Genomic DNA, 26,495 nt, shown 5'->3' with positions numbered 1-26,495 from the left:
GGCAACGCCCGCGGCCCGGCCGGTGCCGGCACCCGCTGCCGCGCCGCTCGCCGCCGCCGCGCCCCTGGGCCCCCGGCCGGCCGGGATCGACACCATGGACTGGCCGGCGCTGCAGGCCGCCGTGGCCGGCTGCGAAGCCTGCGGCCTGTGCCGCAGCCGCAAGAACACTGTGTTCGGCGTGGGCGACACCCAGGCCGACTGGATGGTGATCGGCGAAGCGCCGGGCGAAAACGAAGACCTGCAGGGCGAGCCCTTCGTGGGCGCGGCCGGCCAGCTGCTCGACAACATGCTGCGCGCCGTGGGCCGCAGCCGCAGCGGGTCGGGGCAACAGGCGGCCTACATCGCCAATGTGCTCAAGTGCCGCCCGCCGGCCAACCGCAACCCGCAGCCGCAGGAAGTGGCGCAGTGCGAGCCCTACCTGGCGCGCCAGGTGGCGCTGGTCCAGCCCAAGGTCATCATCGCCATGGGCCGTTTCGCGGTGCAGTCGCTGCTGCAGACCAGCGAGCCCATCGGCCGCCTGCGTGGTCAGGTGCACCGTTACCAGGGCGTGCCGGTGATCGTCACCTACCACCCGGCCTACCTGCTGCGCACCCCCGGCGACAAGGGCAAGGCCTGGGCCGACCTGTGCCTGGCGATGGAGACCGTCGCCGCCGAGTCCGGCGGGCAGCCCTGAGCGGCAGGGTTCGCCGCGGCATTGCAAGCGCTGGCAGGGTGCCGACCCGACGGGTGCTGGCAGGCGTGACACTTAAAAACGCGGCTTTTCGCGTTTTCCGGTCATTCCACCATGCACACATCGCCCTTGTCCTCCCCGGGGCCGAGCCCCCGGATGTCCCGTGGGTCAGCCCACCTCCCCACCCTTGAATCCACCCCGCCCGCCCGCCGAGACGAACCGCTGGACCTGGCCAGCGCCTTTCTGGCCTGCCTGCGACCCGAGATCGCGCGCACCGAGCCCCAGCGGCGCGAGGTCCACCGGCTGCGCCACCAGGTGTATTGCGAGGAACTGCGGTTCGAGCCCCTGCGGCCCGACGGGCAGGAGACCGATCCGTTCGACCCGCAGTCGGTCCATGGCATGGTGCGTCACCGGCGCTCCGGCGTGCTCGCCGGCACCGTGCGCCTCGTGGGCAAGCGCCATGCCGGCGAGCAGTTGCCGATGGAGGCGCATTGCGCCCCCGGGCTCACGCACGAGAGCCTGCTGCCGCGCCATTTCCCGCCCCACGAGGTCTGCGAAGTCTCGCGGCTGGCCGTGCCGGCCCGCTTTCGCCAACCGCGCGTCGAGCCGGCCGAAGGCGCCAGCGCCATCGGGCACATGGGTTTTTCGGCCGAGGAACTGCGCACCTTTCCCTACATCGCGGTCGGCCTGTATCTGTCGGCCATCGCCATGGCCCGCCACACCGGCCGCTTCCACATGTACGCGGTGATGGAGCCGCGCCTGGCGCGCGGGATGGGTTTCGCGGGCATCCGCTTCGAGCGCCTGGGCCCGGTCATCGAATACCACGGTCAGCGCGCGGCCTACCACCTCGACAGCCGCATCGCCCCGGAACGCCTCGCGCCCCCGTACCAGGACCTGCTGCAGCGCATCGATGCCCGGCTGTTCCCGGCCGTGGCCGCCCGCGAGGATGTGCCCGGGCTCTGGCCGTTCAGGGTCCCACCGTCCGCTGGGGCCACAGCACCGTCGCAATCGCCACCATGACCAGCGCCACGGCGGCCCAGTCCTGCCAGTGCAGCACCTCGCCCAGCCACCAGGCGCCGCTGAACACGCCCAGCACCGGGATGAACATGACCGACAGCGAGGAGGCGATCGGGGGCAGGTCGCGCGCCAGCATCAGCCAGGCCACCTGGGCAAACGCGAACACACCGACGGCGTTGTAGACGATGGCGCCCCACACCGGCAGCGTGGGCCAGGCCCAGGCGTCGCGCTCGAACAGCAGCGCCAGCAGGCTCATCCACAGCGTGGTGAACACGGTCATCCAGAAACAGATCGCCAGCGTGGGGTGCGGGATGCGGGTGCGCCGCATCAGCTGCGTGCCCAGCGCCCAGGTGGCCGCGGCCACCAGCATCATGGCCACGCCCAGCGGCTTGCCCGAGAGCGTGCTCAGCTCGTGCCAGAGCAGCAGCACCACGCCCAGCGCCGCGGCCGCCACGCCGCCCCAGGCCCGGTGGGGCAGGCGCTGGCCGAACCAGGCCGCGCCGATCAGCGCCGAAAACACCGGCATGGTGTAGCCCAGGATCGCCGCCCGCCCGCTCGACAGCGTCTGGATCGCCAGGATCGCCAGCGTGTGCCAGAAGAACATGTTGAACACGGTGAGCCAGCCCAGCTCACGCCAGTGTTCGCGCCCGATCACGAACGGCACCCGCCGCGCCACCAGGAACAGCGCCAACACCGGCAGGCCCAGCCACATGCACAGCGAGCGAAAGCTCAGCGCGGGAAAACCCGTCACGCCGAACTTCATGATCGGCCAGTTGATGCCCCAGACCAGGGTGAGCAGGGCGAGAATGGCCAGTTGCCGGCGTGAGAGGGCTTGCATGGGGCGTGATCTTAGGCGGAGGGGCCTTTGTAGGCGGAGCGTGGGGGCGAGCGAGCCGGTGCCGGGCCGCCCCAAGCCGGGTCAGCCCCCTCGGGGGGCAGCGACCCGCGCAGCGGCGGAGCGTGGGGGCCAGTCTCCTAAAATCAGTGCCCATGACCTTCCTCGACATGCTCGGCGCGGCAGAGCGCCAGAACCAGTCCCTGCTCTGCGTTGGCCTGGACCCGGACCCGGCCAGGTTCCCCGCCGGCATGAAGGGCGACGCCAGCCGCATCTACGACTTCTGCGCCGCCATCGTCGAGGCCACGGCCGACACCGCGATCGCCTTCAAGCCGCAGATCGCCTACTTCGCCGCCCACCGCGCCGAGGACCAGCTTGAACGCCTGATGGCGCACATGAAGCGCATCGCGCCCCAGGTGCCGGTGATCCTGGACGCCAAGCGCGGCGACATCGGCAGCACGGCCGAGCAGTACGCCATCGAGGCCTTCGAGCGCTACGGCGCCGACGCGGTCACGCTCTCGCCCTTCATGGGCTTCGACTCGGTGCAGCCCTACCTGAAGTACCACGGCAAGGGCGCCTTCCTGCTCTGCCGCACCTCCAACCCCGGTGGCGACGACCTGCAGAACCAGCGCCTGGCGTCGGTGGACGGCCAGCCGCGGCTGTACGAACACATCGCGCGCCTGGCCCAGGGGCCGTGGAACCTCAACGGCCAGCTCGGCCTGGTGGTGGGCGCCACCTATCCCGAAGAAATCGAGCGCGTGCGCGAACTCGCGCCCACGCTGCCGCTGCTGATCCCCGGCGTGGGCGCGCAGGGCGGCGACGCCGTGGCCACCATCCGCGCCGGTTATCGCCGGCAGGGCGACGCGACCACCGGCCCGGTCATCGTCAACAGCTCGCGCGCCATTCTCTACGCCTCCAGCGGTGACGACTTCGCCGCCGCCGCGCGCACCGAAGCCCTGCGCACGCGCGAGGTGCTGAACGCCGCCCAGGGCTGAGCCGCTGAGCCGGGGGCGGCCTGCGCCCCATGATCGAAGACGCCAAGGCGGGGGCGGATTCTGGTGCCGATTCCAGACAGATTCGACCTGCCTTTTCGCTGGGCCGTCAGGTCGGCCCCGTTGAAGCATGGCCAGTGAGTGCATTTTTGGCGCTGGCCACATCCATGTCGCGGGAAAGTGGTACGCCGTTTTTTACCGCCAGCACCTCCGCCATGATGCTCACGGCAATCTCCGGTGGCGTCTTGCTGCCGATGTAGATGCCAATGGGGCCGCGCAGCCGCGCCAGACTTTGCGGAGTTTGTTCGAAGTGTTCGATCAAGCGCGTGTGGCGGGCCTCGTTGTTGCGCCGCGAGCCGATGGCCCCCACGTAGAAGGCCTCGGTGTCCAGCGCCTCCAGCAGAGCAAGGTCGTCGAGCTTCGGGTCGTGCGTGAGTGCGATCAGGCAGCTGCGGCGGTCGAACTTGAAGTCGCGCACCACGTCGTCCGGCATTCCGGTCAGCAGGCTGACGCCAGGCACCGACCAGGAAGCGCGGTACTCCTCGCGCGGGTCGCATACGGTGACCTTGAAGCCACTGAAGAGTGCCATTGTGGCGAGGTATTCGGTGAGTTGGCCTGCGCCGATCAGCAGCATGCGGTACTCGGGGCCGAAAGTGTTGAAAAGCACTTTGCCATCGTCAACCAGTGGCAAGGGCGAGGTGACCGCACGCAACTCCACCCGGCCGCTGACCATCTCCATGCACCGCTGGACCATGTGGCCATCGGTCAGAGATTGCACCAGCCCCAGCAGAGATGCCGGATCGGGGTTGTACTCCAGCACCAGTTCCAGCGTGCCGCCACACGGCAGACCGAAGCGGTGGGCTTCATCGGCGCTCACGCCGTACTTGACCCGCTGTGGCTTGCTGTCCGGAATCTCGTGCGTGATGCCCGTCTCGCTCGTGCTGGCTTCGACCTGCTGGCCTCGGCTGTAGCGGTAAATCAGATCGTCTTCAATGCAGCCGCCCGAGACCGAGCCCACCAACAAGCCACTCTCGCACAGCGCCATGATGGACCCGACCGGGCGCGGGGACGAACCCCAGGTGCGTACCACCGTGGCAAGCAGGGCGCGCTGCCCTTGGGCACGCCAGCCATGCAGCGTGCGAAGGACGGTGACGTCGAGGTTTTCCATGTCGCATTCCGTTGGATGGCCGCAGCACCGAGCTGGTTTGATCGTGGCGTCGCTTGTCCTGCGATGGTGTTCCGTCGTCGAGTGTCGGCTTCCGACGGTCAGCTCAGGCGGCCGCCCGCATCTCCGCGGCTTTGTGGATGGCCGCGCGGATGCGCGGGTAGGTGCCGCAGCGGCAGATGTTGCCGGCCATGGCCGCGTCAATGTCCGCGTCGGTCGGCTTCGGGACTTTCTTCAGCAACGCAGCGGCAGCCATCAGCTGCCCGCTCTGGCAGTAACCGCACTGCACCACGTCGACATCGATCCATGCCGCTTTCAGCACCGCCACCTGCGGCCCGGACAGCCCTTCGATCGTGGTCACCTCGCGCGGGCCGACCGCCGAGATCGGCGTGACGCAGGATCGCGTCGGCTCGCCGTCGACGTGCACCGTGCACGCGCCGCACAGCGCCATGCCGCAACCGAACTTGGTACCGGTCAGCTGCAGCTCGCCACGCAACACCCACAGCAGGGGTGTGTCGGGCTCGGCCTGCACTTCAACGGGTTTGCGATTGATCGTCAACGTGGTCATCGGGCTTCTCCGGGTCAGGTCAGTTTCAGCGGCAGGCTGCGCAGCCGCTGGCCAGTGATGGTGAACAGGGCATTCGCCACCGCCGGGGCAATCGGCGGCGTGCCGGGTTCGCCGACCCCTTCGGGGTTCTCGTTGCTGGCGATGATCTCTGTCTCGATCACCGGGCATTCGTCGAACCGCAGCACCGGGTTGTTGTGGAAGTTGGTCTGCTGGACCTGGCCCTTCTCGATGCGCACTTCGTCGTTCAGCGCGGCCGACAAGCCGTAGACGATGCCACTTTCCATCTGCTGGCAGACCAGGTTCGGGTTGATGGCGATGCCGCAGTCGATCACGCAGACGACGCGGTGGACGCGAATGCGCTTGTCGGTGGACACCGACACTTCGGCCACCTGCGCCACGATGGAGCCGAAAGACTGGTGCAAGGCCACGCCACGGGCACGCTTGCTGCCGTCGGCCGCTGCAGGCAAGGGCTTGTCCCAGCCGGACAACTCGGCGGCGCGCTTCAGCACCTTCAGGTGCCTGGGGTGTTTCGCCAGGAGCGCGGCGCGCAAGGCCACCGGGTCGCGCCCGGCGGCATGGGCCACTTCGTCGAGGAAGCTTTCCTTGAAGAACGCGTGGTGCGAATGCCCGACCGAACGCCAGAAGCCCACGGGAATGGGCAGTTCGAACACCTCGTGGCCAATGCGCGCGGCGGGCCATTCGTAGGGCTGGTCGAAGGCGCCTTCCGAGGTGGTTCGGTCGGGTAGCGCGCTGCCCACGCCGATCATGCGCTCGATGATCTGCGGCATGATGGCCTGGCCGGCCGACGTGTTCACCCAGCCCAGCAGCTGGCCCGACGCATCGAGGCCGGCCTGGAAACGCGCTACGCAAGCCGGGCGGTAGAAGTCGTGCGTCATGTCCTGCTCGCGCGACCAGATGGTCTGCACCGGCGCGCCACCGGCCTCGCGGGCGATGGCCGCGGCCTGCGCGACCACGTCGACTTCGCAGCGCCGGCCGAAGCCACCGCCGAGCAACTGCATCTGCACGTCGACCTGTTCGGGCGCGAGGCCCAGCACCTTGGCCACCGCGTGGCGTGCCATGTCAGGTACCTGCGTGGCCGCCCACACGGTGGCACGGCCGTCCTTGAACTGCACGGTGCAGTTCATCGGCTCCATGGTTGCGTGGGCCAGGTACGGCGCGCGGTATTCGGCCTTGATCGTCTTCGCGGCGCTCTTCAGCGCGGCATCGACGTCACCATGCTGGTAGAAGCTGAAGCCATCGTCCGTGTCCAGCGATTGCGCCAGCCGCCGATAGATCACGTCGGTGGACAACTGGGCGGTCGCGCCATGGTCCCATTCGATGCGCACCGCCTTGACGGCGCGCATCGCGTGGTACGGCGTGTCGGCAATCACCGCGACGCCGCCGGTGCTGCCGTAGAGGCCGGGCACCGCGAGCACCTTCTTCACGCCGGGCAGCTTCTGTGCGTCGGCGGCATCGAAGCTGGCGACGCGGCCGCCGAGGGTCGGGCACATCTCGACGCTGGCGTACTGCATGCCGGGCGGCAGCACGTCGATGCCGAAGCGCGCGCTGCCGTCCATCTTGGACGCCGCCTCCAGGCGCTTGCGCGGCTGGCCGATCAGCTTGAAGGTCTTGGGGTCCTTCAGCACCACCGATTCAGGCAAGGGCTGGCTCGCGGCGGCGGCCGCCAGCTCGCCGAACGAAGCGCTCTTGCCCGACGGGTGCAGCACGCGGCCCGCCTCGGCACGGCACTCACCGGCCGGCACCTGCCACTGCCCGGCCGCAGCGGCCACCAGCATCGCGCGCGCCGACGCCCCGGCCTGGCGCATCGGCAGCCACAGGTCCCGCATGCTGGAGGACGCGCCGGTGAGCATCAGGCCGAACTCGCGCATCGCCTTGCCGGTGACCCGCCCGGCGATGGCCTTCAGCATGCCGTGGTCATCGGGGTGGAAGGGCAGGCTTTCGATCATCCCTTCGACGTTCTGGTAGATCTTGTCGATCGGCGCGCGTTCAACGCGAACCTGCGCCCAGTCGGCGTCCAGCTCCTCGGCCAGCACCATCGCCAGGCCGGTGTAGATGCCCTGGCCCATCTCGGCCTTGCACATCACGATGCCGACCGTGTTGTCTGCGCCGATCTTGACCCAGCCGTTCAGCGCCGACTGGCCCGGGCCGACCGGCAGCGGATCGGACGTGACCAGGCGCGGCTTGGGCGGCAACGCCGTCCAGCCCACCATCAGGGCGCCGAGCGCTCCGGCCACCCCAGCACCGCTGAGTAGGACTGTTCTGCGGGTTACCATGATCACTCTCCTGTTGCGCGGCGTGCGCACGTTCTTCGTCAGTGGGATGCAGTGGAACTCTTTCAGCCAATCGCAAGCTGGATGCCGTGTCGAATTGCTTGCCGTGCTGGCGCCATTAAGAGACCGATAGTCTGCAATATAGCAGACTATCGGTCTCTTGAGGAGATCAACGTTCCCTGACACATCCTTATGAGCAACCCATCACCGTATCTGCGCGCGCGTTCTCCCGAGCAGAAGGAGGAGCGTCGGCGCCATCTGCTCGATACCGCGAAGTTCCTGCTGCTGCAGATGCCCGACGTGCACGCACTGGGCATCAACGAACTGGCGCGGCAGGCGCAGATGACCAAGTCAAACGTCTACCGATACTTCGAGAGCAGCGAAGCCGTCCTGCTTGAGGTGCTTGTTGAGGAGTTCATGGCCTGGCGCAGCGAGCTGGTCAAGGCGCTGAACCGAGGGGGCAAGCGCAGAGGGACCATCGAACACATTGCCTGGGCGTTCACCACCACCTGGGTCGCCCGCCCGCTGCTGTGCAGACTCACCAGCATCTTCCCTTCCATCCTTGAGCGCAACGTCTCCACCGAACGCGTGGTCCAGTTCAAACAAGGCTTGCTGGCCGTGCGCCAGGAGACCGCGATCGACTTCCATCGCTGCATTCCAAGCATCCCGGCCTCGACCTTCGATAGATTCATCCACCTCGCCCTGCCACTGCTCATCGGTCTATGGCCGCTGGCAAGCCCTGGGGAAGTCTCTGCTGTGGTGATTGCACGCCCCGACCTGGCACCGCTGCGATACCGATTCGAGCAGGATCTGGAAGAGGGGATGCTGATGCTGTTGCGCAGTCTTTCCCGGGGATAGCGCATTCGAATGGCTCTTTTTCTTGATGAGGACGGTGAGCTCGAACGGTTTCCAGACCTGCACGGCGTCTTTTTGGGCGCCGACCAGAAGGCGGCTGCTGCCAGGCTGCCGTCGGCGGCCGGCGTGCTGGGCACGGTCTACGACGCCAGGAACCAGGTCGACGCCGCCATCGATACCGCGATGCCGGAGATCCACATGGGCTGAGCGGGTGGTGTGCGAACATCTCGTCCTGTCATTCATAACGAGCATTTTCCAGGGACATCGACATGACCAACTCCACCGAAAACCCACCCGTACCCAAGGTGCTGCAGGAGGCACTCAAGGACTATCCAGAGCTGCTTGCCAAGCTGGAGGAAGGACTCAAGACCGTTGGCCGCTCGCCGGACATGAGCAAGATGCAACGGAGTGACCAGCTGGAACGGGCTTTCTGGTTGCTTGAAGGTGACATGGACGGTTTCGTCGAGCGCGCAAATGACGAGCTGGCCTCTGCTGAGGCTTCCGGCGATGCCGACAAGGGCGCTGAAGTGCGAAAGAAGCTGCACCTTCTGCGGTTGCACCGACGTGATGGTGGCGACGAACTGATGAGGTTCTTCAGCTGGGGTCAGGACTGAGGGAGCGGGCCATGGGAAAGGTGGGCTGGCCCGCACAACGCTGTCAGAGATGGGCGGGAATGCGGCCGTGATCGATCCGGACGATCTGCGCAGCGCTCATCCCGACGCACGCAACCTGCGCGACCATAAGCCATACATCTGGTCTGGAGAGACGCACAGCGATGCCGGTCGCTGGGCGCAGGAGCTTCGGGCCGACGCAGTGGCCCAGCGCAAGAACCTCGTGCTGGACACGACCATGCCTCGCGCCCGCGAATGGCTGGCGTGGGGACAGCGGATGGTGTGCGAACATTCCGCGCTGTCACCCACTCCAACCGTTTCCCAGGGAAGCCACCATGACCGAAAAAATCGACCCCGTCCGACTGAAGGCCGCCGCCGAGCGCCTTGAATGGGTATGCCAGCAGTACCCGAACGAAGAGCGCGTGCAACATGTGTTGAAGGTCATGCAACCCATGATCGACGACGCCAAGGCGGGTCGCATTCTGGAGCCGATACCGGACAGGTTCAAGCTGCCGTTTCGCTGGGCGATGTCGTCTGAAGGTCTGTTTCGCGACTTCGCGGATCCTGACGTCGAGGGTGCCTATGTGGACTTCGGCATCGAACTGGAGGGCGGTCTGTCAGAGCAAGAAAAGCGAATCCTTGCCGACATGGAGGCCCAGCGGGCAGCGATTCTGAAAGGCACTCAATCATGAGTGACCCTGGTCTGACTCCCGATGAACTCAAACGGCCATACGACGAGAAGACCCTCAAGGAAGCACGGACCTTTGAGACCCAGGGCGTCAACCGGCAGGCGGCCCTGGACTATCTGGAAACGCCCGAAGGAAAGTTGTATCGGCAGCGGCTCCTCGAAGCATCTCCCGACACACCGCTGAACAAACTCAACGACCGGGCCATCGACCAGATCACCTCCGGCCGCGAGCTCCCCCGCATGGAGACCCTCCACGAGCCTTTGGTCAAGATCGTCCCCAAAGGCCAGCAGCCTTCGCCGTATTCTCCGTTCTGGGCCAAGGAAGCCGACCTCGACGCTGCGATCAAGGAAGGCCGAAACCTCTCCCAGCACTTCGCCCTGCCGGTCGCCAGCGAATCGCCCCAGTACGACGTCTACAAGATCACCCCGAAAGCGCCCACCGAGGTCTTCGTCAACACCGTGGCGCCGACCAGTGAGCTGGACGGCCAGGTGACGAAATCCGGTGGCGCACGCCAGTACCTCACACCCAACCGCAACCTGTACGAACCGCACGAATTCGTGCGAAGCGTCGACAACCACCTGCACCTCCCCACCAAAGGACGGGCCGTGCGCCCCACGGTCAAGGCCGCCGGCGTGCTGGGCACGGCCTACGGCGCCTACGACGCGAAGAACCAGATCGACGCCGCCATCGACACCGCGCGCTCCAACCGCGAGCAGTGGGTGCGTGGCGGCGAAGAGGCGGCGAACCAGACCGTCAAGACAGCGGTGACCGGCACGGCCGCCACGCTCGGTGCGATTCCCGGTGCGGCCGGCGGCGCACTCACCAGCCCGGTGACGGGGCCGGTCGGTCCGGTGGCGGGCGGCCTGCTCACCGGTGGCGCGGCCGCCGTCGGTGCCGAGAAGCTGTACGAAGACTCGCGCCTGCAGCAGTGGAGCAAGGTCCTCGGGCGCGAGGTGGGCCAGTTGGGTTACGACCACGTGTCCCGGGAAGGCCGCCTGCTGCGCCAAGTCAACGGCCTGAAGGAGGAGCTGCAGCACACCACCGACCCGGCTGAGCGCGCGCGCCTGCAGACCCGGCTGGATTCGACCAGCGCCGCTTTCGGCAATGAGGCCGAGCGCAACGGCCGCTATTTCGAGGGTCGGGCCGGCATCGACCAGGGCTGGGAAGCGATGCATGCGCGTTTCCCCAAGGTCGACAAGGACGATGTCAGCGACGCGCTGGCCAGGCACATCGACGCTGGCAAGCCGCCCGCCGATGCGGTGCGCGGCGCCTACAGTGACGCGGTGCACGAGAAGTACCCCCGCGCCCTGCCGCACCAGCCGCTGGAAAACTACCGGGCACTGAGCAGCGAGCAACTGGCCGACAAACACCGCCAATACGTGGGCGAGGTCGGCCAGGGCCGCAAGGCCGTGATGGCGCTGGCGGCCAACCGGGATTCGCACAACAACCTCGATCAGGGCTGGCCCAGATCGCTGGCGCAGCAGCGCCAGGCGGGCCGGGTGCAGGAAGGCCTGAACGAGCTCTGGCGCGACACCGGCCACCTGGGCGCGATCCGAGAGGCCCACAAGGAACGCGGGCTGATGCCACCCGAACTGCCGGCCGAGCTGCGCCCGGACGCGCGCTCTCGGGACCCGCAGGCGGTGGCGCCGATACGCTCGGGCCAGCTTCCGCTCACGCCCGGGCAGGCGCGCCACCGTCAACTGGCCATGGACCAGCTCGGGCCAGGTCTGCGCGAACGCGGCCTGGACGCCGACGGTATCGACCGCGTCAGCGCCGCCGCCGTGAGCCACGCCCAGACCCATGCGCACCGAGGCGAGGTGCGTGCCTTCCACCTGAGCAAAGACGGGGAGCGCGTGGCGGTGGTGCAGGAACATGCGCCGATCAGCGAGTTCAGCGTGCGGCAGGCACAGGCGCAGCCCGCGGAACAGCATCTCGCGCACGCGCACCAGGCGGCCCATGCCCAGGCGCAGGAGGCGACCCGTACTGCGGAAGCAGCTTCCGCGCCCACACACGCGGCGCCCGAACGCGCGATGGCCTGAGGTTTCTTGCGTTGGTGACAGCCAACCGATGCGGCCGTCCCTACCATGCGGTGTTCCAACCAGGAAAAACCGCATGATCGACTTGTATACCGCCGCCACGCCCAACGGGCACAAGGTGTCCATCGCGCTCGAAGAGCTGGGCCTGCCCTATACGCTGCGGGTGCTGGACCTGGCGCGGAGCGAACAAAAGGCTCCCGCCTTCCTGGCCATCAACCCCAACGGCCGCATCCCGGCCATCGTGGACCGCGAGGCCGACGATTTCGCGGTGTTTGAATCGGGCGCCATCCTCATCTACCTGGCCGAAAAGACCGGCCGGCTCATGCCCGCGGACGCCAGGGGCCGCTCGCGCGTGCTGCAGTGGCTGATGTTCCAGATGGGCGGCATCGGCCCGATGATGGGCCAGGCCAATGTGTTTTTCCGCTACTTTCCCGAGAAGATCCCGGCCGTGATTGACCGCTACCAGGGGGAGAGCAAGCGCCTGTTCCGCGTGCTCGACGGCCAGCTGAAAGACCACGAATACCTGGCGGGCGACTACTCCATCGCCGACATCGCCAACTGGGCCTGGGTGCGCACGCACCGCTGGTCGGGCGTGGACATGGACGACCTGCCGCACCTGCGGCGCTGGCGCGACGCGATCCGGGCGCGCCCGGCGGTGCAGCGTGGCATCGAACAGCCGTCGTCCAGGGTGGACCTCACGCGCGACGGCGACGCGGGCGCGCAGCGTTTCGCCGAAGACGCGCGCCGCATGGTGGAGATGGGGCAGAGCCTGGGCCCCGCCCCGGCGCGCGGAGGCGCCGCATGAAGCTCTACGTGTCGCCGCGAGCACCCAACCCCCGGCGCGTGCTCATGTTCCTGGTGGAAAAGAACATCAACGGGCTCGATCTGGTCAACGTGGACCTCAACGCGCTGGAGCACCAGAGCGAGCAGTACCGCCGCAAGAGCCCGCTGGCGCGCGTGCCCGCGCTGGAACTGGACGACGGACGGATGCTGACCGAAACCCGCGCCATCTGCACCTACATGGAGGGGCTCCACCCCGAGCCCAACCTGATGGGCGCGGACGCCACCGAGCGCGCCTTCATCGAAATGGCCGACCGGCGGGTGGAGTGGTATTTCATGCTGCCGATCGCCAACTGCGTGCGCCATACCCACCCGGGGCTGGCGCCGCTGGAGCAGCCGCAGTTCCCCGAGTTCGGCCAGTCACAAGGCCAGAAGCTGCGCGACACCGCCGCCTGGCTCGATGGTGAGCTGCAGCGCCAGCCCTGGGTGGCCGGTGAGCGCTTCACCATCGCCGACATCACGGCCTTCTGTGCGCTGGAGTTCGCGAAGCTGATGCGCTTCCACGCGGGCCAACAGGGCTTTGCCGCCTTGCAGGCCTGGCGCGACCGGATGGCGGCACGCCCCAGCGCCCTGGCTTGACAAAGGTTCACCTATTCCAGGGGGGCCGGGCGCGTGCTCTCGAACTGGGCGCGGGCGCTGCTGGCCAGTGCCATTTCACCGGGGGTTTCGGGGGTCCAGCGGTTGACCAGCATGGGCCGGCCCTCGGTGTCCAGCGCGATCATCACCACCAGGCATTCCGCGATCTTCTCCATGCGGCCGTCGGTCACGTCGCCGCCGCGCACCTCCACGCCGATGTTCATGTTGGTTTCGCCGGTGAAGGCCAGGCGGGCGCGCACTTCCACCATGTCACCGAGTTTCAGGATTCGCTGAAACCGGATGCTGCTGACGTAGACCGTGCGGCAGCGGCCGCGCGACCAGGCGGTGGCGCAGGCGTGGCCGGCGTCGTCGATCCACTTCATCACGGTGCCGCCGTGCACATCGCCGCCGGGGCCGACGGCGCTCTGTTCAACCAGAAAACGCAAGGTGGTGGACGACATGAGAGCTTCCTTGTGTCACAGGGTGAAGGCCCCATTGTGGGCCGCCAGCGAGGCGTTTGCCAAGCTTTCGGCCGACCGGGGGGCGGAACCGGTCTTACCCCCAGGGCGTGGGGGTGTTCATCAGCGTTCGCTCCAGGCGCGGCAGGGCGCGCAGGTCCTCGCGCAGGCGGGTCTGTGCCCGGTCGAGCAGGTCGTTTGCCACCGGCAGCGGGCAGGCGCCCAGCAGGGTCTGTGCCGTGCTCAGGTCGTTGAGAGAACCCAGCAGCTCCTGGGCTTCGGTCAGGGTCGCGGTGCTGCGCCGCAGCCGCTTGGCGGGCAGCAGGCTGGTCAGGAACTCCTGGGCGTAGCGCAGCTTTTTCAGCTGGATGCGCAGCGCATGCCGGCCTTCGCTGCCCTGGCGCAGGGCCTGGCGGGCCTGCCGCCGCAGCCGCGCGTGCCGCTGGCGCAGGGTGTTGCGCGCCCAGCCCGGCAAGGGACGCGCCGCCCGCCGGGGCGCCGGGGGCGCCAGCGCCAGCAGCGCGCGGGTGAAGGCGAGCAGGTTCAGCGCGTGGGCCGGGTCGGTGAGGGTGGCCATGGCCCGCTGGTGGGCGGCGCGGCGCTCGGTGTCGACCCAGTCGCGCAGGGCCGGAATTTGGGGGTCGGTCCCGGCGTCTTTCGCCTCCTGCAGCAGCTCGGGCAGCCATTCGGTGGCGAACACGTCCCAGTTGCGCGCGTCGCCCAGGCGGTTGGCGGTGGCTTTCCATTGCGCGCCCCAGTGGCTGGCAAAGCGGCGCGGCAGGGCCGGGCCGAACAGCCGCAGTCCGGTGCGCAGCCGGCGCAGCGCCACCCGGGCCTGGTGGACGAACTCCGGGTCGGGCGGGGTCTGCGGGTCGCGCGCCTGCAGCAGCCCGGCCACATTGGCCTGCAGGTGGGCCAGGCAGCTCAGGGCCGCCGCACGGAAAGCGGCGCGGGGGTGCATGTCGGGCGCCAGCAGCACCGGGCCGGCCTTGACCGGCTGCAGGCGCTGCCCCTGGAACAGCGCCAGACCGCGCTCGGCCTTGCTGCGGTCCGAGGGGTGCAGCCACAGGCCGCGCGCGGCGTCGCCGTCGGGGCCCAGCGCCAGGGTGTGCGCCAGATCGAGCAGCGCGTCCACCGGGCCGCTCTTGAGTTCGAGCTCCAGCTCCAGGATCGGCTCGCGCTGCGTGCCCCGGGGCGTGCTGGGCGTGTGGCCGGTGGTGATGGCGCCGTCGTCGAGCGCCACCTCGATCAGGGCCTCGCCGTGGCGCAGCAGCCAGCTGCGGCGCGTGAAGTCGGTGCGGAACACCGGGACCAGCTGCCAGGCCAGGCGGCCGAGCTCCTGCGCCAGGGCCGGGTCGTCCACCAGCGCCGCGAAGTCGAACGCGCCCGCTCGGGTCGGGCCTTCCCATTCGCCGCGCCGCGACAGCCCGCCCACCGACGAGCCGGCGGTCTTCACGGTGAGCAGCGTGCGCCGGCCCACGCGCCGTTCGCGCACCGCGATGCGCCGTTGCAACAGTGCCTGCGTGGGGGTGTCGAAATAGGTGTTGAACAGGCGTTCGCGCCGCGCGGTCTGGGCCAGCAGTGGGTGCGCCAGCAGGCGCGGCAGCTCGTGTGGCCGCAGCGCGAGCTTGAGTTCGGTTTCCAGTGCCATGGCTCCGAGTGTGCCGCAATGGGGCAAATCCTCCGGCACGCTTGCATCTGGTTGCCATTTGCCCCGGCGCGCGCTGGCTATGATGCCCGGATGTCTGGAATCAATTGGTGTGGTGTGTGTTGGGTGGTGGGCAGCTGTCTGGCCTGGGAGGCGCGTGCCGACGATCAGATCGTGATCGGCGGCGATACGGGTTACCTGGTGGGGGCTTCGGTGGTCAGCGCCACCGGGCACGTGGGCAGCGGCGGGCGCGTTTCGCTGGACCTCAAGCCCATGTGGGCCTTTCAGCTCGGGCCGTTCAGGGTGTCGAGATCGCGGGCCAATTCGCTCATGAACACCGGCCGCGAACGGCTGGAAACCGGCCTGAGCACCGAATTCGACTGGTTGACCGACTGGCGGCTCGGCGCCTCGCTGCGCCTGGACAACGGGCGGTCTTTCGACGACGACCCCGTGTTCCGCGGCCTGCCCGACGTGCCCACCACCCTGCGCGGGCGTGTCTCCACCGGCCACCCCCTGGGCGAGCGCTGGGACTGGAGCATGAGCGTCGATCACGACCTGCTGGGGCGCAACGGCGGCATGCGCCTGGGCACGGGCGTGAATTACCGCTATCCGCTGTCGCCCCGCACGAACTGGGATTTTTCGCTTGGGGGCGGTTGGGGCGATTCGAGGTACCTGCGCACCCACTACGGCATCACGAACGAGGCCGCGCAGGCCACTGGGCGCTCCCCCTACCGGCTGGGCGGCGGCTGGGAAAACGTCCGGCTGGCCGCGAACTTCGAAACGGCGATGACCCACCACTGGGTGATCTTCGGGGGGCTGGAGGTGTCGCGCCTGCTCGGGGCCACCTCGCGCAGCCCGCTGGTCGGGCGGGTCACCACGCACGGTCTGAGCGTGGGGCTGGCCTACCGCAGCAAGTGATAGGAGCACCCCCCGCGTCGCCTGCGGCGCCACCCCCCTGAAGGGGGGCGATACCAGCGGCCCGGCGAAGCCGGTTCCGCGGTATCTCTGGGGTGGCGTTGCCTCGTGCGGAACGGGTCACGCTCCGGTTCCCGGTGTCCCTGATTGGGGGCATGTCGCTCCCGCTTCGGGTGCCTTTGGTTGGGGTGCTTCGCGCCTGCGGGCCTCGCTTCGGCTCGGTCGTTCAGCGCTTGAGCAGCCTGGCCAGGTAGCGCCCGGTGTGGCTTTCGCCGTTGGCGGCCAGGTCTTCGGGGGTGCCCACGCCCACCACGGTGCCGCCGCCCGAGCCGCCTTCGGGGCCCATGTCGATCAGCCAGTCGGCGGTCTTGATCACGTCGAGGTTGTGCTCGATCACCACGATGGTGTTGCCGGCATCGCGCAGCTGGTGCAGCACCTTCAGCAGCAGCTCGATGTCGGCGAAGTGCAGACCGGTGGTGGGTTCGTCCAGGATGTAGAGCGTGCGGCCGGTGTCGCGCTTGCTCAGTTCCAGCGCGAGCTTGACGCGCTGCGCCTCGCCGCCGGAGAGCGTGGTCGCGCTCTGGCCGAGCTGGATGTAGGTCAGGCCCACGTCCATCAGCGTCTGCAGCTTGCGGTGCAGTGTGGGCACGGCGCCGAAGAAGGTGTGGGCCTGCTCCACCGTCATGTCCAGGATCTGCGCGATGTTCCTGCCCTTGTACTGCACGTCCAGCGTTTCGCGGTTGTAGCGCTGGCCGTGGCAGACCTCGCAGGGCACGTAGACGTCGGGCAAAAAGTGCATTTCCACCTTCACCACACCGTCGCCCTGGCAGGCCTCGCAGCGGCCGCCGGCCACGTTGAAACTGAAGCGGCCCGGGCCGTAGCCGCGCTCTTTCGCGGTCGGCATCTCGGCCATCAGCTCGCGGATGCCGGTGAACAGGCCGGTGTAGGTGGCCGGGTTGCTGCGCGGCGTGCGGCCGATGGGTGACTGATCGACGTTGATGACCTTGTCGAAATGTTCGATGCCTTCGATGGCGTCGTGTTCGGCCGGTTCTTCGTGCGAGCGGTAGAGCGTGCGCGAGACGGCGGCGTAGAGCGTGTCGTTCACCAGGGTCGATTTGCCCGAGCCCGAGACGCCGGTCACGCAGGTGAGCAGGCCCACGGGGAAGGCCACGCTCACGCCCTTCAGGTTGTGGCCGGTGGCGTTGACCACGCGGATTTCCTGCAGCTCGCCCAGCGAGGCCAGGTGCGCGGCCTCGCGCGCGCTGCGCCGCTCGGCCGCCGGGCTCATGGGGAAGCGCGACTTGATGGGCGCGGCCCTGGCCGCGGCGGCGGATTTGTTCACCGGCAGCCAGGGCGTGCGCCGCGTGGGCACGGCGATCTCGCGCGCACCGCTCAGGTACTGGCCGGTCATCGAACCGGGCGTGGCCATCACCTGTGCGCACGTGCCCTGCGCCATCACGTGGCCGCCGTGCACGCCCGCGCCCGGGCCCATGTCGATCACGTGGTCGGCGCAGCGGATCATGTCCTCGTCGTGCTCCACCACCAGCACCGTGTTGCCCAGGTCGCGCAGGTGCTGCAGCGTGGCGATCAGGCGGTCGTTGTCGCGCTGGTGCAGGCCGATGCTGGGCTCGTCCAGCACGTACATCACGCCCGTGAGGCCGCTGCCGATCTGGCTCGCCAGGCGGATGCGCTGCGCCTCGCCGCCGGAGAGCGTGTCGGCGCTGCGGTCCAGGCTCAGGTAATTCAGGCCCACGTCGTTGAGGAACTTCAGGCGCTGGCGGATTTCGTTGATCACGCGCGCGGCGATGTCGCCTTTGGCGCCCGGCAGCTGCAGGCGCGTGAAATAGGCCAGCGACTCGCCCAGCGTGATGTGGCTGATCTTGTAGATGGGTTGTTTCTGCTCGCCTTCGCCCACGAACACGTGGCGCGCTTCCTTGCGCAGGCGCGAGCCGCCGCACTCGGGGCAGGGCTGGGTGGCGCGGTAGCGCGCCAGCTCTTCGCGCACGTTGGCGCTGTCGGTCTCGCGGTAGCGGCGCTCGAAGTTGCGGATGATGCCTTCGAAGGGGTGTTTTTTGCTGATCTTCTTGCCCGCGCGTTCGCCCGATTCGAGCGCGTAGCTGAACTTGATCTCTTCCTCGCCCGAGCCGTAGAGCAGCACCTGTTGCACCGCTTCTGGCAACGATTCCCAGGCCGCATCGGCGCTGAACTTGTAGTGCGCCGCCAGGCTTTCGATCATCGCGAAGTAGTAACCGTTGCGCCGGTCCCAGCCCTTGATGGCGCCGCTGGCCAGGCTGAGCGTGGGGAAGGCGACCACGCGCTCGGCGTCGAACACCTCCGTGTGGCCCAGGCCGTCGCAGCTCGGGCAGGCGCCCATGGGCGAGTTGAACGAAAACAGCCGCGGCTCCAGCTCGCCCACGGTGTAGCTGCAGACCGGGCAGGCGAACTTGGCGGAAAAGCCGTGTTCGGCGCCGCTGTCCATCTCCACCGCGATCGCTTTCCCCTCGGCCAGGCGCAGCGCGGCCTCGAAGCTTTCGGCAAGCCGTTGGCGCAGTGGATTCACCGCTTCGTCCTCGCCGCCGGTGCGCACCTTGATGCGGTCGATCACCACGTCGATGTTGTGTTTCTCGGTCTTCTTCAGCGCGGGCAGGGCGTCGAAGTCGAGCACCTCGCCGTTGATGCGGAAGCGCACGTAGCCCTGGGCCTGCATGTCGGCGAACAGCTCCAGGAACTCGCCCTTTTTCTCGCGCGCCACGGGTGCCAGGATCATGAGGCGCGTGTCCTGCGGCAGCGCCAGCACCGTGTCCACCATCTGCGCCACGCTCTGCGAGGCCAGCGGCAGGTCGTGGTCCGGGCAGTGCGGCGTGCCGGCGCGGGCGTACAAGAGGCGCAGGTAGTCGTGGATCTCGGTCACCGTGCCCACGGTGGAACGCGGGTTGTGGCTGGTGGCCTTCTGCTCGATGGCGATCGCGGGCGACAGGCCTTCGATCATGTCCACGTCGGGCTTGTCCATCAGCTGCAGAAACTGCCGGGCGTAGGCGCTCAGGCTTTCCACGTAGCGGCGCTGGCCTTCGGCGTACAGCGTGTCGAACGCCAGGCTCGATTTGCCCGAGCCCGACAGCCCGGTGATCACCACCAGCGCGTGCTTGGGGATGTCGAGGTCGATGTTCTTGAGGTTGTGCGTGCGCGCGCCGCGCACGGACAGCACGGCGGCCGTGCGCAGGGCCGCGGCGTGGGCGGGGCTGAGCGGGGCGGGCGGCGCGTCCGGCGCGGTGCCGGTCAGCGGGGTCGGGTTCTGGTTCAAGGCGGGGTCACCAGGGCTGGGTTCTGGCGTCAAAAAGGCAACCCGACATGATACGGCGGGACCACTTCCGGGGTGCGCCCACCGGACCGGGCGGCGTCCAGGGCATGACGGAGCGCAAACACCGCGCAGCGGCGGATGACGGGACTTGGTTTTTCGGGCGGATTGGGCGTACTGTGCAAACCTTGGTGGCAACAAGAAGGGCGGTTCCCCATGGATTTTCTGGACTGGGTGCGCGGCCCGCTGCTGGCGCTGTCGCTTTTCGTCTTTGTCGCGGGCGTCGCCTGGCGGTTGCTGGCGCTCTGGCGCCTGCCCCACTTGGCCGCCCCCGGCGCACCCGAGCGCCAGCCCTTCGGCACCGGTGCGGCGATGCGCGCAGCCTTCACCCGCATGCTGCCGCGCGGCGGTTTTCACCCGAGCGCCACGCTCGTCACCGCGAACCCTTATGTGTTCCACATCGGGCTCGCGCTGGTGTTTTTCGGCTATGCGCCCCACATCGCCTTCATCCGCCGCCTGACCGGCCTGTCGTGGCCAGCCTTTCCCGATGCCGTGATGTACGCCGCGGCGGCGGCCACCATCGTGTCCCTGCTGATGGCCTTGATGTTCCGCCTGACCGATCCGGTGCTGAGACGGATCTCGACCGCCGACGACGGGATCACCTGGGTGCTCACCTTCCTGCCCTTCGTCACCGGCATGGCGGTGATCGGCGATCCGTCGTCGACCATCCTCGCGCGTGACCACGTGATCTACCGCGACCCGCTGGCGGTGCACCTGTTGTCGCTGGAGCTGCTGTTGATCTGGTTTCCGTTCGGCAAGCTGATGCACGCCTTCCTGTTCCTGCCGGCGCGCATGCAGCTGGCCACGTTCTTTGGCCGTCGCGGGGTGCGTTCATGATCAACATGGATGTCTTCCATGGCTTCCTGCAAGCCATCCACCACCTGCCGGAGATGGCGCAGCCCGATGCGCTGAGCGACGCCGACCGCCTGGGCCGCGCCAAGGCGGTCATGCGGGCCAAGACCGACCGCGGTCTGGCGCTGGACCTGGAGGCCTGCGTGAACTGCGGCTACTGCTCGGAAGCCTGTCACTTCTACCAGAGCACGAACGACCCCAAATACAGCCCCAGCCGCAAGCTGGACCTGCTGCGCCGGGTGCACGCGCGCGAAACCTCGGCGTTTGCGCCCCTCAAGCGCCTGTTCCTGCCCGACATCACCCTGGACGACCTCAAGGAATGGCAGGAGCTGGTCTACGACTCGTGCACGGAATGCGGGCGCTGCAGCATGATCTGCCCGATGGGCATCAACACCGCACGCGGGGTGAACGTGATGCGCGAAGCGCTGTTCGAGGCCGGGCTGGCCCCGCTGGAGCTGACGGCGGTGGCGCAGGAACAGGCCGGGCGGGGCACGGTGTTCGGCGTCGGCCCGGGCGAACTCCGGCAGGTGGTGGACCAGCTGCGAGCCCAGGGCATCACGATCCCGCTGGACGAACCGCAGGCCGACCTGATGATGGTGACCACGGTGATCGACGTGCTGCTGTACCAGGACGCGCTGGCCGCCACGGCGCGCATCCTCAACCACCTGGGCGTGCGCTGGACCCTGCGCAGCGCGGGGTTTGAGGCGGCGAATTTCGGCCTGCTGTCCGGCAGCGAATCGCTGCAGAAGGCGGCCAGCCAGCGCCTGATCGACGAGGCGCTGGCCATCGGGGCCAAAACCGTCATCCTGCCGGAGTGCGGACACGCCTACCCGGCGCTGCGCTGGGAAGCGCGGCTCGCCAACGGCCAGCCGTTGCCCTTCGAGGTGCTGGCGGCGTCCGAATTCGTGGGGCGCGAAATCACCGCCGGGCGGCTGCGGCTGCGGCCCCCCGAAGACCCCAGCCGCAAGATCACCTACCACGACGCCTGCAAGCTGGCCCGCCACGGTGGCGTGGTGGACGAGCCGCGCGCAGCCCTGAAGGCCCTGGGCATGGACCTGCGCGAAACCACGCCCACGGCCGAGCAGAACTGGTGTTGCGGCGGCGGCGCGGGCGTGTTCCTGATCAATCGCGCCGAGGGCTTGCGGCACCAGGCCTGGGCCATCAAGCGCGAGCAGATTGACGCCACCGGGGCCGACACGGTGGTGGTGTCCTGCGGCAGCTGCCGCCTGAACGCGATGGCCGGCGCCGAAGCCGACGCCTGGCCCACGAAGATTGAAAGCGTGGTCGAAATGGTGGCCCGGCAGTTGCCGGCCTGATGCCCTCGGTGCCGCGCCAGCGGCGCTTCGGTCCGTCAAACTGCAGCCGCGCGCGCCGGGACCCGTGCCGACCAGCGGCGTGCCAGGCGCATGCCGGGCTGCTCGACCCAGCGGTACAGCCCATAGGAACACAGGTAGATCACCGGCAATGTGACCAACAAATGGATCGGGCCAAAGCGGCCGAGCTTGTAGAAGCCATAGAGGATGAGCGGGACGTGCAGCAGGTAAATCGAATACGAAATCTGACCGGTCCAGGCCAGAAAAGGCAGGCGCAGCGCCGGTGTGTTCAGCATCCAGACAAACAGGGCCGCGACCCCCAGGCCCGCCACCTGCTCTGCCACGGGCAGGAGGTGGAAATAAAACGGCATTGCGCCAAGGCAGGTCAGCCAGACCAGGGCCGGAACCCATGGGTTGAGATCGCGCAGCCGATCGCGCAGGTGAAAGGCCACGGCACCCAGGCCGAAATACACCAACTGAGCGGGGAAGGCGGCGCCCATGAGCACGTTCAATTGACTGGGTGACCAGGGCCGGGTCATGGCCTCCAGCGACGGTCGGTACAAGGTGTCAAGCCCGTGGTGGCGGGCCATCCAGGTCCATGCCACGGAGAGCAGCAACAGCCCCCCGAGCATCCACCAGGGCCGGCGAAGCCCGGCCACCAGCAGCAGGGGCGCCAGCGCGTACCAGACCATCTCGACCGTCAGCGTCCAGGAGACGCTGAGCACGTTGAATTCCAGCAAGGCCACCGCGTGCAGCTGCTGGAGGTTGATCAGGTTGAGGAAAAAGGGGAACGGGTGCTCGCCGATGCGCTCCAGATCGAGCATCCCGAACACCGCCCCGATCGACAGGTAGGTCACCCAGTACGCCGGGAAAATCCGCAGCACCCGGTGCAGCCAATAGACCGATGTGGGGTGCCTGCTGGCGCTGTCGGTGATCAGATAGCCGCTGAGGACAAAAAACAGCTGGACCCCCAGCAGGCCCCCATACGTGCCCAGCATGGGCACCGAAAAGCCCGTGTGAGCGAAGACATGGTGGACCACCACCGCCAGGATCGCCATGCCCCTCAGGACGTCGATGTTCGGCGAGTGGCGGTGGGTCGTCATGCGGGTTTGGTGAGATGAGGCTTCGATTTTGGCCGATTAAAAAAATGCGCCAGTGGCCCGCGACGTGCCATGAGTCCTTGGCCCACGCCGGGCAAGCGGGTTGGCGCACAATCATGACCTGCACCAACAGTTCCATGCCGGCCATCGGGTCGATCGGCCCGATGGCCGGCGTTTTGATCGTGTCCTCCACCCCCGCTCCTGCCATTTCTTCCCCCGCTCCCGCCGCCGATGCCGCCCGCATGACGCCCGAAGAGCGCCGTGCCAGCGGCGCGCTGGCGCTGGTGTTCGCGTTGCGCATGCTGGGGCTGTTCATCGTGTTGCCGGTGTTCGCGCTGGAGGCCGCGCGCCTGCCCGGGGGCGATGACGCGGGCCGCGTCGGGCTGGCGATGGGGCTGTACGGCCTGACCCAGGCCTTCCTGCAGATTCCGTTTGGACTGGCCTCCGACCGTTTCGGCCGCAAACCCACCATCGTGGCCGGCTTGCTGGTGTTCGCGCTGGGCAGCGCCATCGCGGCCTGGGCGCCCGACCTCACCTGGCTCTCCATCGGCCGCGCGGTGCAGGGCGCGGGCGCGATCTCGGCCGCCGTCACCGCCTTCCTGGCCGACGTGACGCGCGACAGCGTGCGCACCAAGGCCATGGCGATGGTGGGTGCGAGCATCGCACTCATGTTCGCGCTCTCGCTGGTGATCGCCCCGCTGCTGGCGGGCTGGGTCGGCCTGGCGGGCATCTTCGGCCTGACCAGCGTGCTCGCGCTGGCCGGCATCGCGGTGGTGATCTGGGTCGCGCCGCCCGAGCCGCGTGTGCACAAGCCGGCCGACATCGCGCAGGTGAAGGGCGCGGGGCTGGGCCTGGTGCTGCGCGACAAGGGTCTGCTGCGGCTGAACCTGGGCGTGTTCGTGTTGCACGCGGTGCAGCTCGCCATGTGGATGGCCGTGCCCGCCATGCTGGTGCAGGCCGGACTGGCCAAACCCGATCACTGGCAGGTCTACCTGCCGGCGGTGGCGGCCTCGCTGCTGGTCATGGGCGGGGTGCTGTTTCCCATGGAGCGCAAGGGCCATCTGCGCACGGCCTTCCTGATCGCCATCGCGCTCATCGGCGCGGTGCAGATCGGCCTGTGGTGGCTGGCCGGCAGCGGCGCGGCGCCGGGCCTGTGGACGCTGGGCGGGCTGATGTTCGTCTTCTTCATCGGCTTCAACACGCTCGAAGCCAGCCAGCCCAGCCTGGTCTCGAAGCTGGCGCCGGCGCATGCGCGCGGTGCGGCGCTGGGGGTCTACAACACGCTGCAGTCGGTCGGTTTTTTTGTGGGCGGCGCGGTCGGCGGCTGGCTGGCCCAGGCGCACGGCGCCACCGGGTTGTTCGCCGCCTGCGCGCTGGCCATGCTGATCTGGCTGGTGGTGGCCTGGCCAATGCGGGTGCCCACCGCGCAGCGCTGAACCTCAGCCGGGGCCCGTGGCCCCACCGTGGCAGGTGCAATGGCCACGACGCCACAGGCCGGCGTCGTGCGCGAGCTGCCAGGCACCGGTCTGCAGCCAGCAGCCCCAGATGCGTTGCCGGCTGCCGAAGAAGCCACTGAGCAGCACGCTGGCTTCGAGGTTCACGACCTCATGCCACCAGCCATGGGGCACGTACAGCGCGTCGCCGGGTTCCATGTCCACCACGCGGGGCGCGGCCAGGCCCTGGGCTTCGAGCCGCTGCGCCAGGGCATCCACCCCCAGCACCGACAGCCTGGCCCAGCGGTCGAACTTGCGCGACACCCCGCGCAACGCTTCCACGCTGCCCGGCGGCAGCAGGTAAAACCGTTTGCGCCCGCGCAGGGTCAGGGCCACGTTGTCCAGCAGGTCGTGGTGCAGACCGGTGCGCGCGTGGGCGGGCCCGATCCAAGCCTGGTGCGAGACCACCGACCCGGGCGGAAACAGCGCGCTGGGGGCCAGGTCGTTGCGCAAGGCCGGAAAGTGCTTCAGGAGATCGAACTCTTTCAGATGGCCCACGGGTTCGCGGGTGGCGCACGCGCCTTGATCCAGCCGCGCCAGGTGCTCGCCCCAGGTGGTGTGGACCAAGCGGGCGGGGGCGGTTTCGCGGTTGCCTTGCACCACCTGGACGGGTCGATGGGGGTCGAGTGCGCCCAGGTGCGCGAAGGTCCAGCGTTGCAGGGCGGGCCAGTCCCGTGCGGCACCGCGCCACAGCTGCGGTGTGTCGCCCCATTCGCGGGGCGGTGGTAGAGGCCGCGTCACGGCAGGCTGGACAGCCAGCGCTGCATCGACTGGATGTGGCTCAACGACACGCGGCGCCACAGCGGCGCCCAGCGGGCACCCGGCACCTGGCCGCGCAGCAAGACGCCATGGTCCAGCGAGCCGGCATGCGGAAAGTAGTCCGGCAGCACCGCTTCGATGTGCCGGAAACCTTTGCCGTGGTAGTAGCGCAGTTGGGGGTCCAGCGGCAGGCCGTGGCGTTGCTGCCGGACGTAGGCCTGGGCATTGCCCTGGGGGTGGCGCTGGAGCCAGTTCGCCAGACCGGGAATCGGTGAGCCCAGAAAGATGTGGCGCCAACCGCCCTTGAGCGCGTGGGGCCAGAAGTACCCGAAGATCGCTTTCACGGCCGCCGGATCGATGCTGCTCAGGCTGATGCCGAACAGGGCATTGCCGGGCCCGGCGGTGGTGCCCGCCGGGTTGCCCTCGACGCAGTCGCGCCATGTCCTGGCCTGCGACATGGCGTGGATGCTGGTGGGTTTCATGAACAGCGAGGCCAGGGCTTTGCCGGTGCGCGGGCAAAACGCGCCCAGGCAATGGCCGGGGTGGCGGCGCATGCGGTCGAGCAGGTCCGATGCCTGCGCGGCTTGTTCGGCGGTCCAGCACGCGTGTTCCAGCGCCATCAGGGCGGGGATGTCGGCTGGCCGCAGCTCTCGAACGGTGATCGGCGCCGATGCCGCCTTGGCCATCGACCAGCGTCTGGGCAGCAGGTACGACGCCCAACCCAGACCGGCGGACCACAGGTCGGGGAGCGCCTGCACCGCCGAGGCGAGGCTGGAGGCCCAGAACCGCGATGGGCTCAGGCGCCCCGTCGCCACGTCGTGCCGGTAGAAGGCCCGCATGTGGCGCAGCACATCGCCCAGCATGGCGGCCGAGGCCACCAGAAACCAGCCCACCCGCGCGCCATAAGACAAGTCCCGCGCCGCCATCAGCTCGACCGTGACACCCAGGTGGGCCATCTCTTCGGCGCAATGCCAGCGCCACAGACGCGTTTGCGCGTTGGGGGTTGCGGTCAGCACCCGTTCGCTGCGCAGGGCCACCGCTGAAATGGTGGCGGTGACGTGCTCGAACGCCGCCGCCAGGCACAGGCGCTGGTCCGCCGACAGGCGGGTCTTGATGTTGCCCAGATCGTGGGCGATGCGCGCTTCCATGGCCGCCACGCCGTGGCCTTGTTGTTCGAGCCGTGCGTTGTAGAGCCGGTGCGCGCGCTGGTGGGCCTCTTCTTCCTTGACGAACCGGGCGCACTCAAGGCGCAGTTCGTCGTCCGGGGGCAGGTGCTGGGCGGCCTCTGTCACGGCGTCCATCACAAAAGCTTCCCCTTCCGGAAGCATCACGGAGAACGCGTCGAAGAGATGGGTTCGGGCGGCGGTCTGATTCCAGAAGATCGTGGGTGAGCCGGTGGTGTGGGTCGAGGCGGTCGTTGGCGGGGAGGACATGTGCAACGGGAGAAGGGCAGACAG

At 68.5% G+C, this 26,495-nt stretch carries 24 protein-coding genes and 1 pseudogene; 15 read left to right on the top strand and 10 right to left on the bottom strand.

Translation table 11 applies throughout. The features are described 5' to 3' along the window. Both AC07YZ_RS12050 and AC07YZ_RS12045 read left to right on the top strand, forming a co-directional pair. A partial coding sequence (locus AC07YZ_RS12050) for a uracil-DNA glycosylase (RefSeq protein ID WP_494794895.1) occupies window positions 1-673 on the top strand: 673 nt, incomplete at its 5' end. 153 nt (window positions 674-826) lie between these two features. Continuing rightward, window positions 827-1,690, top strand: a complete 864-nt coding sequence (locus AC07YZ_RS12045) for a PEP-CTERM/exosortase system-associated acyltransferase (RefSeq protein WP_226491093.1) — start codon at window positions 827-829, stop codon at window positions 1,688-1,690. Here the strand turns inward: AC07YZ_RS12045 and AC07YZ_RS12040 are convergent. Then, the gene (locus AC07YZ_RS12040; protein WP_226491094.1) at window positions 1,638-2,525 is read right to left on the bottom strand and encodes a DMT family transporter; all 888 of its coding nucleotides are present in this window, start codon (window positions 2,523-2,525) and stop codon (window positions 1,638-1,640) included. The genes AC07YZ_RS12045 and AC07YZ_RS12040 overlap by 53 nt on opposite strands. 152 nt (window positions 2,526-2,677) lie before the next feature. On the opposite strand from AC07YZ_RS12040, the gene pyrF reads away from it, so the two are divergent. After that, the gene (pyrF, locus tag AC07YZ_RS12035) at window positions 2,678-3,517 is read left to right on the top strand and encodes an orotidine-5'-phosphate decarboxylase (RefSeq protein ID WP_226491095.1); all 840 of its coding nucleotides are present in this window, start codon (window positions 2,678-2,680) and stop codon (window positions 3,515-3,517) included. 106 nt (window positions 3,518-3,623) lie between these two features. Here pyrF and AC07YZ_RS12030 read toward each other — a convergent pair whose 3' ends face one another. The 3 genes from AC07YZ_RS12030 to AC07YZ_RS12020 form a co-directional block, all read right to left on the bottom strand. Continuing rightward, window positions 3,624-4,682, bottom strand: coding sequence for an XdhC family protein (locus AC07YZ_RS12030; RefSeq protein ID WP_226491096.1), 1,059 nt, complete (start codon window positions 4,680-4,682; stop codon window positions 3,624-3,626). 103 nt (window positions 4,683-4,785) lie between these two features. Beyond that, a complete protein-coding gene (locus AC07YZ_RS12025) occupies window positions 4,786-5,247 on the bottom strand; it encodes a (2Fe-2S)-binding protein (protein WP_494794894.1) in 462 nt (153 codons plus the stop codon). 14 nt (window positions 5,248-5,261) lie between these two features. After that, complete coding sequence (locus AC07YZ_RS12020) at window positions 5,262-7,541, bottom strand: xanthine dehydrogenase family protein molybdopterin-binding subunit (RefSeq protein WP_494794893.1); 2,280 nt, start codon at window positions 7,539-7,541, stop codon at window positions 5,262-5,264. A 189-nt stretch (window positions 7,542-7,730) separates the two neighbouring features. On the opposite strand from AC07YZ_RS12020, the gene AC07YZ_RS12015 reads away from it, so the two are divergent. The 8 genes and pseudogenes from AC07YZ_RS12015 to AC07YZ_RS11980 all read left to right on the top strand — a co-directional run bounded on the left by AC07YZ_RS12015 (window position 7,731) and on the right by AC07YZ_RS11980 (window position 13,148). Then, window positions 7,731-8,396 (top strand): TetR/AcrR family transcriptional regulator, encoded by a 666-nt coding sequence (locus AC07YZ_RS12015; protein ID WP_226491099.1) that lies wholly within the window; start codon window positions 7,731-7,733, stop codon window positions 8,394-8,396. A 9-nt stretch (window positions 8,397-8,405) separates the two neighbouring features. Then, on the top strand, window positions 8,406-8,600 hold the full coding sequence (locus AC07YZ_RS12010) for a hypothetical protein (RefSeq protein WP_494794892.1): 195 nt from the start codon (window positions 8,406-8,408) through the stop codon (window positions 8,598-8,600). 62 nt (window positions 8,601-8,662) lie between these two features. Next, the gene (locus AC07YZ_RS12005; RefSeq protein WP_494794891.1) at window positions 8,663-9,007 is read left to right on the top strand and encodes a hypothetical protein; all 345 of its coding nucleotides are present in this window, start codon (window positions 8,663-8,665) and stop codon (window positions 9,005-9,007) included. A 16-nt stretch (window positions 9,008-9,023) separates the two neighbouring features. Continuing rightward, a pseudogene (locus AC07YZ_RS12000) lies at window positions 9,024-9,392 on the top strand (zeta toxin family protein); the annotation flags it as partial. Continuing rightward, window positions 9,340-9,696 (top strand): hypothetical protein, encoded by a 357-nt coding sequence (locus AC07YZ_RS11995; RefSeq protein ID WP_494794890.1) that lies wholly within the window; start codon window positions 9,340-9,342, stop codon window positions 9,694-9,696. The pseudogene AC07YZ_RS12000 and the gene AC07YZ_RS11995, both read left to right, overlap by 53 nt. Continuing rightward, window positions 9,693-11,732, top strand: a complete 2,040-nt coding sequence (locus AC07YZ_RS11990) for a hypothetical protein (protein ID WP_494794889.1) — start codon at window positions 9,693-9,695, stop codon at window positions 11,730-11,732. Before AC07YZ_RS11995 ends, AC07YZ_RS11990 begins: the two co-directional genes overlap by 4 nt. 73 nt (window positions 11,733-11,805) lie before the next feature. After that, window positions 11,806-12,534 (top strand): glutathione S-transferase family protein, encoded by a 729-nt coding sequence (locus AC07YZ_RS11985; protein WP_494794888.1) that lies wholly within the window; start codon window positions 11,806-11,808, stop codon window positions 12,532-12,534. Continuing rightward, window positions 12,531-13,148: a glutathione S-transferase family protein gene (locus tag AC07YZ_RS11980; protein ID WP_494794887.1), complete on the top strand. Its 618-nt coding sequence runs from the start codon at window positions 12,531-12,533 to the stop codon at window positions 13,146-13,148. The genes AC07YZ_RS11985 and AC07YZ_RS11980 overlap by 4 nt, the downstream gene beginning before the upstream one ends. Before the next feature lie 11 nt (window positions 13,149-13,159). On the opposite strand, the gene AC07YZ_RS11975 is transcribed toward AC07YZ_RS11980, so the two are convergent. Then, window positions 13,160-13,606, bottom strand: coding sequence for an acyl-CoA thioesterase (locus AC07YZ_RS11975; protein ID WP_494794886.1), 447 nt, complete (start codon window positions 13,604-13,606; stop codon window positions 13,160-13,162). A 94-nt stretch (window positions 13,607-13,700) separates the two neighbouring features. Further along, window positions 13,701-15,254 (bottom strand): CYTH and CHAD domain-containing protein, encoded by a 1,554-nt coding sequence (locus AC07YZ_RS11970; protein WP_494794885.1) that lies wholly within the window; start codon window positions 15,252-15,254, stop codon window positions 13,701-13,703. Between the two features lie 90 nt (window positions 15,255-15,344). On the opposite strand from AC07YZ_RS11970, the gene AC07YZ_RS11965 reads away from it, so the two are divergent. Then, the gene (locus AC07YZ_RS11965; protein WP_226491108.1) at window positions 15,345-16,169 is read left to right on the top strand and encodes a MipA/OmpV family protein; all 825 of its coding nucleotides are present in this window, start codon (window positions 15,345-15,347) and stop codon (window positions 16,167-16,169) included. A 223-nt stretch (window positions 16,170-16,392) separates the two neighbouring features. Here AC07YZ_RS11965 and uvrA read toward each other — a convergent pair whose 3' ends face one another. Then, entirely contained in the window at window positions 16,393-19,386 is a 2,994-nt protein-coding gene (gene uvrA / locus AC07YZ_RS11960) for an excinuclease ABC subunit UvrA (RefSeq protein ID WP_494794903.1), read from the bottom strand. Between the two features lie 291 nt (window positions 19,387-19,677). Between uvrA and AC07YZ_RS11955 the strand changes: the two genes are divergently transcribed. Together AC07YZ_RS11955 and AC07YZ_RS11950 are read left to right on the top strand one after the other, a co-directional pair. Continuing rightward, window positions 19,678-20,358, top strand: coding sequence for a hypothetical protein (locus AC07YZ_RS11955; RefSeq protein ID WP_494794884.1), 681 nt, complete (start codon window positions 19,678-19,680; stop codon window positions 20,356-20,358). Beyond that, window positions 20,355-21,689, top strand: coding sequence for a (Fe-S)-binding protein (locus AC07YZ_RS11950; protein ID WP_494794883.1), 1,335 nt, complete (start codon window positions 20,355-20,357; stop codon window positions 21,687-21,689). Before AC07YZ_RS11955 ends, AC07YZ_RS11950 begins: the two co-directional genes overlap by 4 nt. Window positions 21,690-21,724: 35 nt before the next feature. On the opposite strand, the gene AC07YZ_RS11945 is transcribed toward AC07YZ_RS11950, so the two are convergent. Next, complete coding sequence (locus AC07YZ_RS11945) at window positions 21,725-22,789, bottom strand: acyltransferase family protein (protein ID WP_494794882.1); 1,065 nt, start codon at window positions 22,787-22,789, stop codon at window positions 21,725-21,727. 239 nt (window positions 22,790-23,028) lie between these two features. Between AC07YZ_RS11945 and AC07YZ_RS11940 the strand changes: the two genes are divergently transcribed. After that, window positions 23,029-24,222 carry an MFS transporter gene (locus AC07YZ_RS11940; protein ID WP_494794902.1) on the top strand — a complete coding sequence of 398 codons (1,194 nt, stop codon included), beginning with the start codon at window positions 23,029-23,031 and terminating at the stop codon, window positions 24,220-24,222. Between the two features lie 3 nt (window positions 24,223-24,225). Here AC07YZ_RS11940 and AC07YZ_RS11935 read toward each other — a convergent pair whose 3' ends face one another. Then, window positions 24,226-25,020, bottom strand: coding sequence for a cupin-like domain-containing protein (locus AC07YZ_RS11935; RefSeq protein ID WP_494794881.1), 795 nt, complete (start codon window positions 25,018-25,020; stop codon window positions 24,226-24,228). Further along, window positions 25,017-26,471 carry a metal-dependent hydrolase gene (locus tag AC07YZ_RS11930; protein WP_494794880.1) on the bottom strand — a complete coding sequence of 485 codons (1,455 nt, stop codon included), beginning with the start codon at window positions 26,469-26,471 and terminating at the stop codon, window positions 25,017-25,019. The genes AC07YZ_RS11935 and AC07YZ_RS11930 overlap by 4 nt, the downstream gene beginning before the upstream one ends. Window positions 26,472-26,495: the final 24 nt, after the last annotated feature.

It is taken from the genome of Hydrogenophaga sp. GW101-3F08, assembly GCF_059424585.1.
Note: the sequence above shows the minus strand (reverse complement) of the source record. Positions and strands in the feature narration are given on the sequence as shown.

Coding starts and splice junctions, on each gene's coding strand:
- AC07YZ_RS12010 (WP_494794892.1), top strand. CDS start 8,406: ATGGCTCTTTTTCTTGATGAGGACGGTGAGCTCGAACGGTTTCCAGAC.
- AC07YZ_RS11970 (WP_494794885.1), bottom strand. CDS start 15,254: ATGGCACTGGAAACCGAACTCAAGCTCGCGCTGCGGCCACACGAGCTG.
- AC07YZ_RS11990 (WP_494794889.1), top strand. CDS start 9,693: ATGAGTGACCCTGGTCTGACTCCCGATGAACTCAAACGGCCATACGAC.
- AC07YZ_RS11995 (WP_494794890.1), top strand. CDS start 9,340: ATGACCGAAAAAATCGACCCCGTCCGACTGAAGGCCGCCGCCGAGCGC.
- AC07YZ_RS11980 (WP_494794887.1), top strand. CDS start 12,531: ATGAAGCTCTACGTGTCGCCGCGAGCACCCAACCCCCGGCGCGTGCTC.
- AC07YZ_RS12030 (WP_226491096.1), bottom strand. CDS start 4,682: ATGGAAAACCTCGACGTCACCGTCCTTCGCACGCTGCATGGCTGGCGT.
- AC07YZ_RS11955 (WP_494794884.1), top strand. CDS start 19,678: ATGGATTTTCTGGACTGGGTGCGCGGCCCGCTGCTGGCGCTGTCGCTT.
- AC07YZ_RS12045 (WP_226491093.1), top strand. CDS start 827: ATGTCCCGTGGGTCAGCCCACCTCCCCACCCTTGAATCCACCCCGCCC.
- AC07YZ_RS11940 (WP_494794902.1), top strand. CDS start 23,029: ATGACGCCCGAAGAGCGCCGTGCCAGCGGCGCGCTGGCGCTGGTGTTC.
- pyrF (WP_226491095.1), top strand. CDS start 2,678: ATGACCTTCCTCGACATGCTCGGCGCGGCAGAGCGCCAGAACCAGTCC.
- AC07YZ_RS12040 (WP_226491094.1), bottom strand. CDS start 2,525: ATGCAAGCCCTCTCACGCCGGCAACTGGCCATTCTCGCCCTGCTCACC.
- AC07YZ_RS12005 (WP_494794891.1), top strand. CDS start 8,663: ATGACCAACTCCACCGAAAACCCACCCGTACCCAAGGTGCTGCAGGAG.
- AC07YZ_RS12020 (WP_494794893.1), bottom strand. CDS start 7,541: ATGGTAACCCGCAGAACAGTCCTACTCAGCGGTGCTGGGGTGGCCGGA.
- AC07YZ_RS11975 (WP_494794886.1), bottom strand. CDS start 13,606: ATGTCGTCCACCACCTTGCGTTTTCTGGTTGAACAGAGCGCCGTCGGC.
- AC07YZ_RS11945 (WP_494794882.1), bottom strand. CDS start 22,789: ATGACGACCCACCGCCACTCGCCGAACATCGACGTCCTGAGGGGCATG.
- AC07YZ_RS12015 (WP_226491099.1), top strand. CDS start 7,731: ATGAGCAACCCATCACCGTATCTGCGCGCGCGTTCTCCCGAGCAGAAG.
- AC07YZ_RS12025 (WP_494794894.1), bottom strand. CDS start 5,247: ATGACCACGTTGACGATCAATCGCAAACCCGTTGAAGTGCAGGCCGAG.
- AC07YZ_RS11930 (WP_494794880.1), bottom strand. CDS start 26,471: ATGTCCTCCCCGCCAACGACCGCCTCGACCCACACCACCGGCTCACCC.
- AC07YZ_RS11950 (WP_494794883.1), top strand. CDS start 20,355: ATGATCAACATGGATGTCTTCCATGGCTTCCTGCAAGCCATCCACCAC.
- AC07YZ_RS11965 (WP_226491108.1), top strand. CDS start 15,345: ATGTCTGGAATCAATTGGTGTGGTGTGTGTTGGGTGGTGGGCAGCTGT.
- AC07YZ_RS11985 (WP_494794888.1), top strand. CDS start 11,806: ATGATCGACTTGTATACCGCCGCCACGCCCAACGGGCACAAGGTGTCC.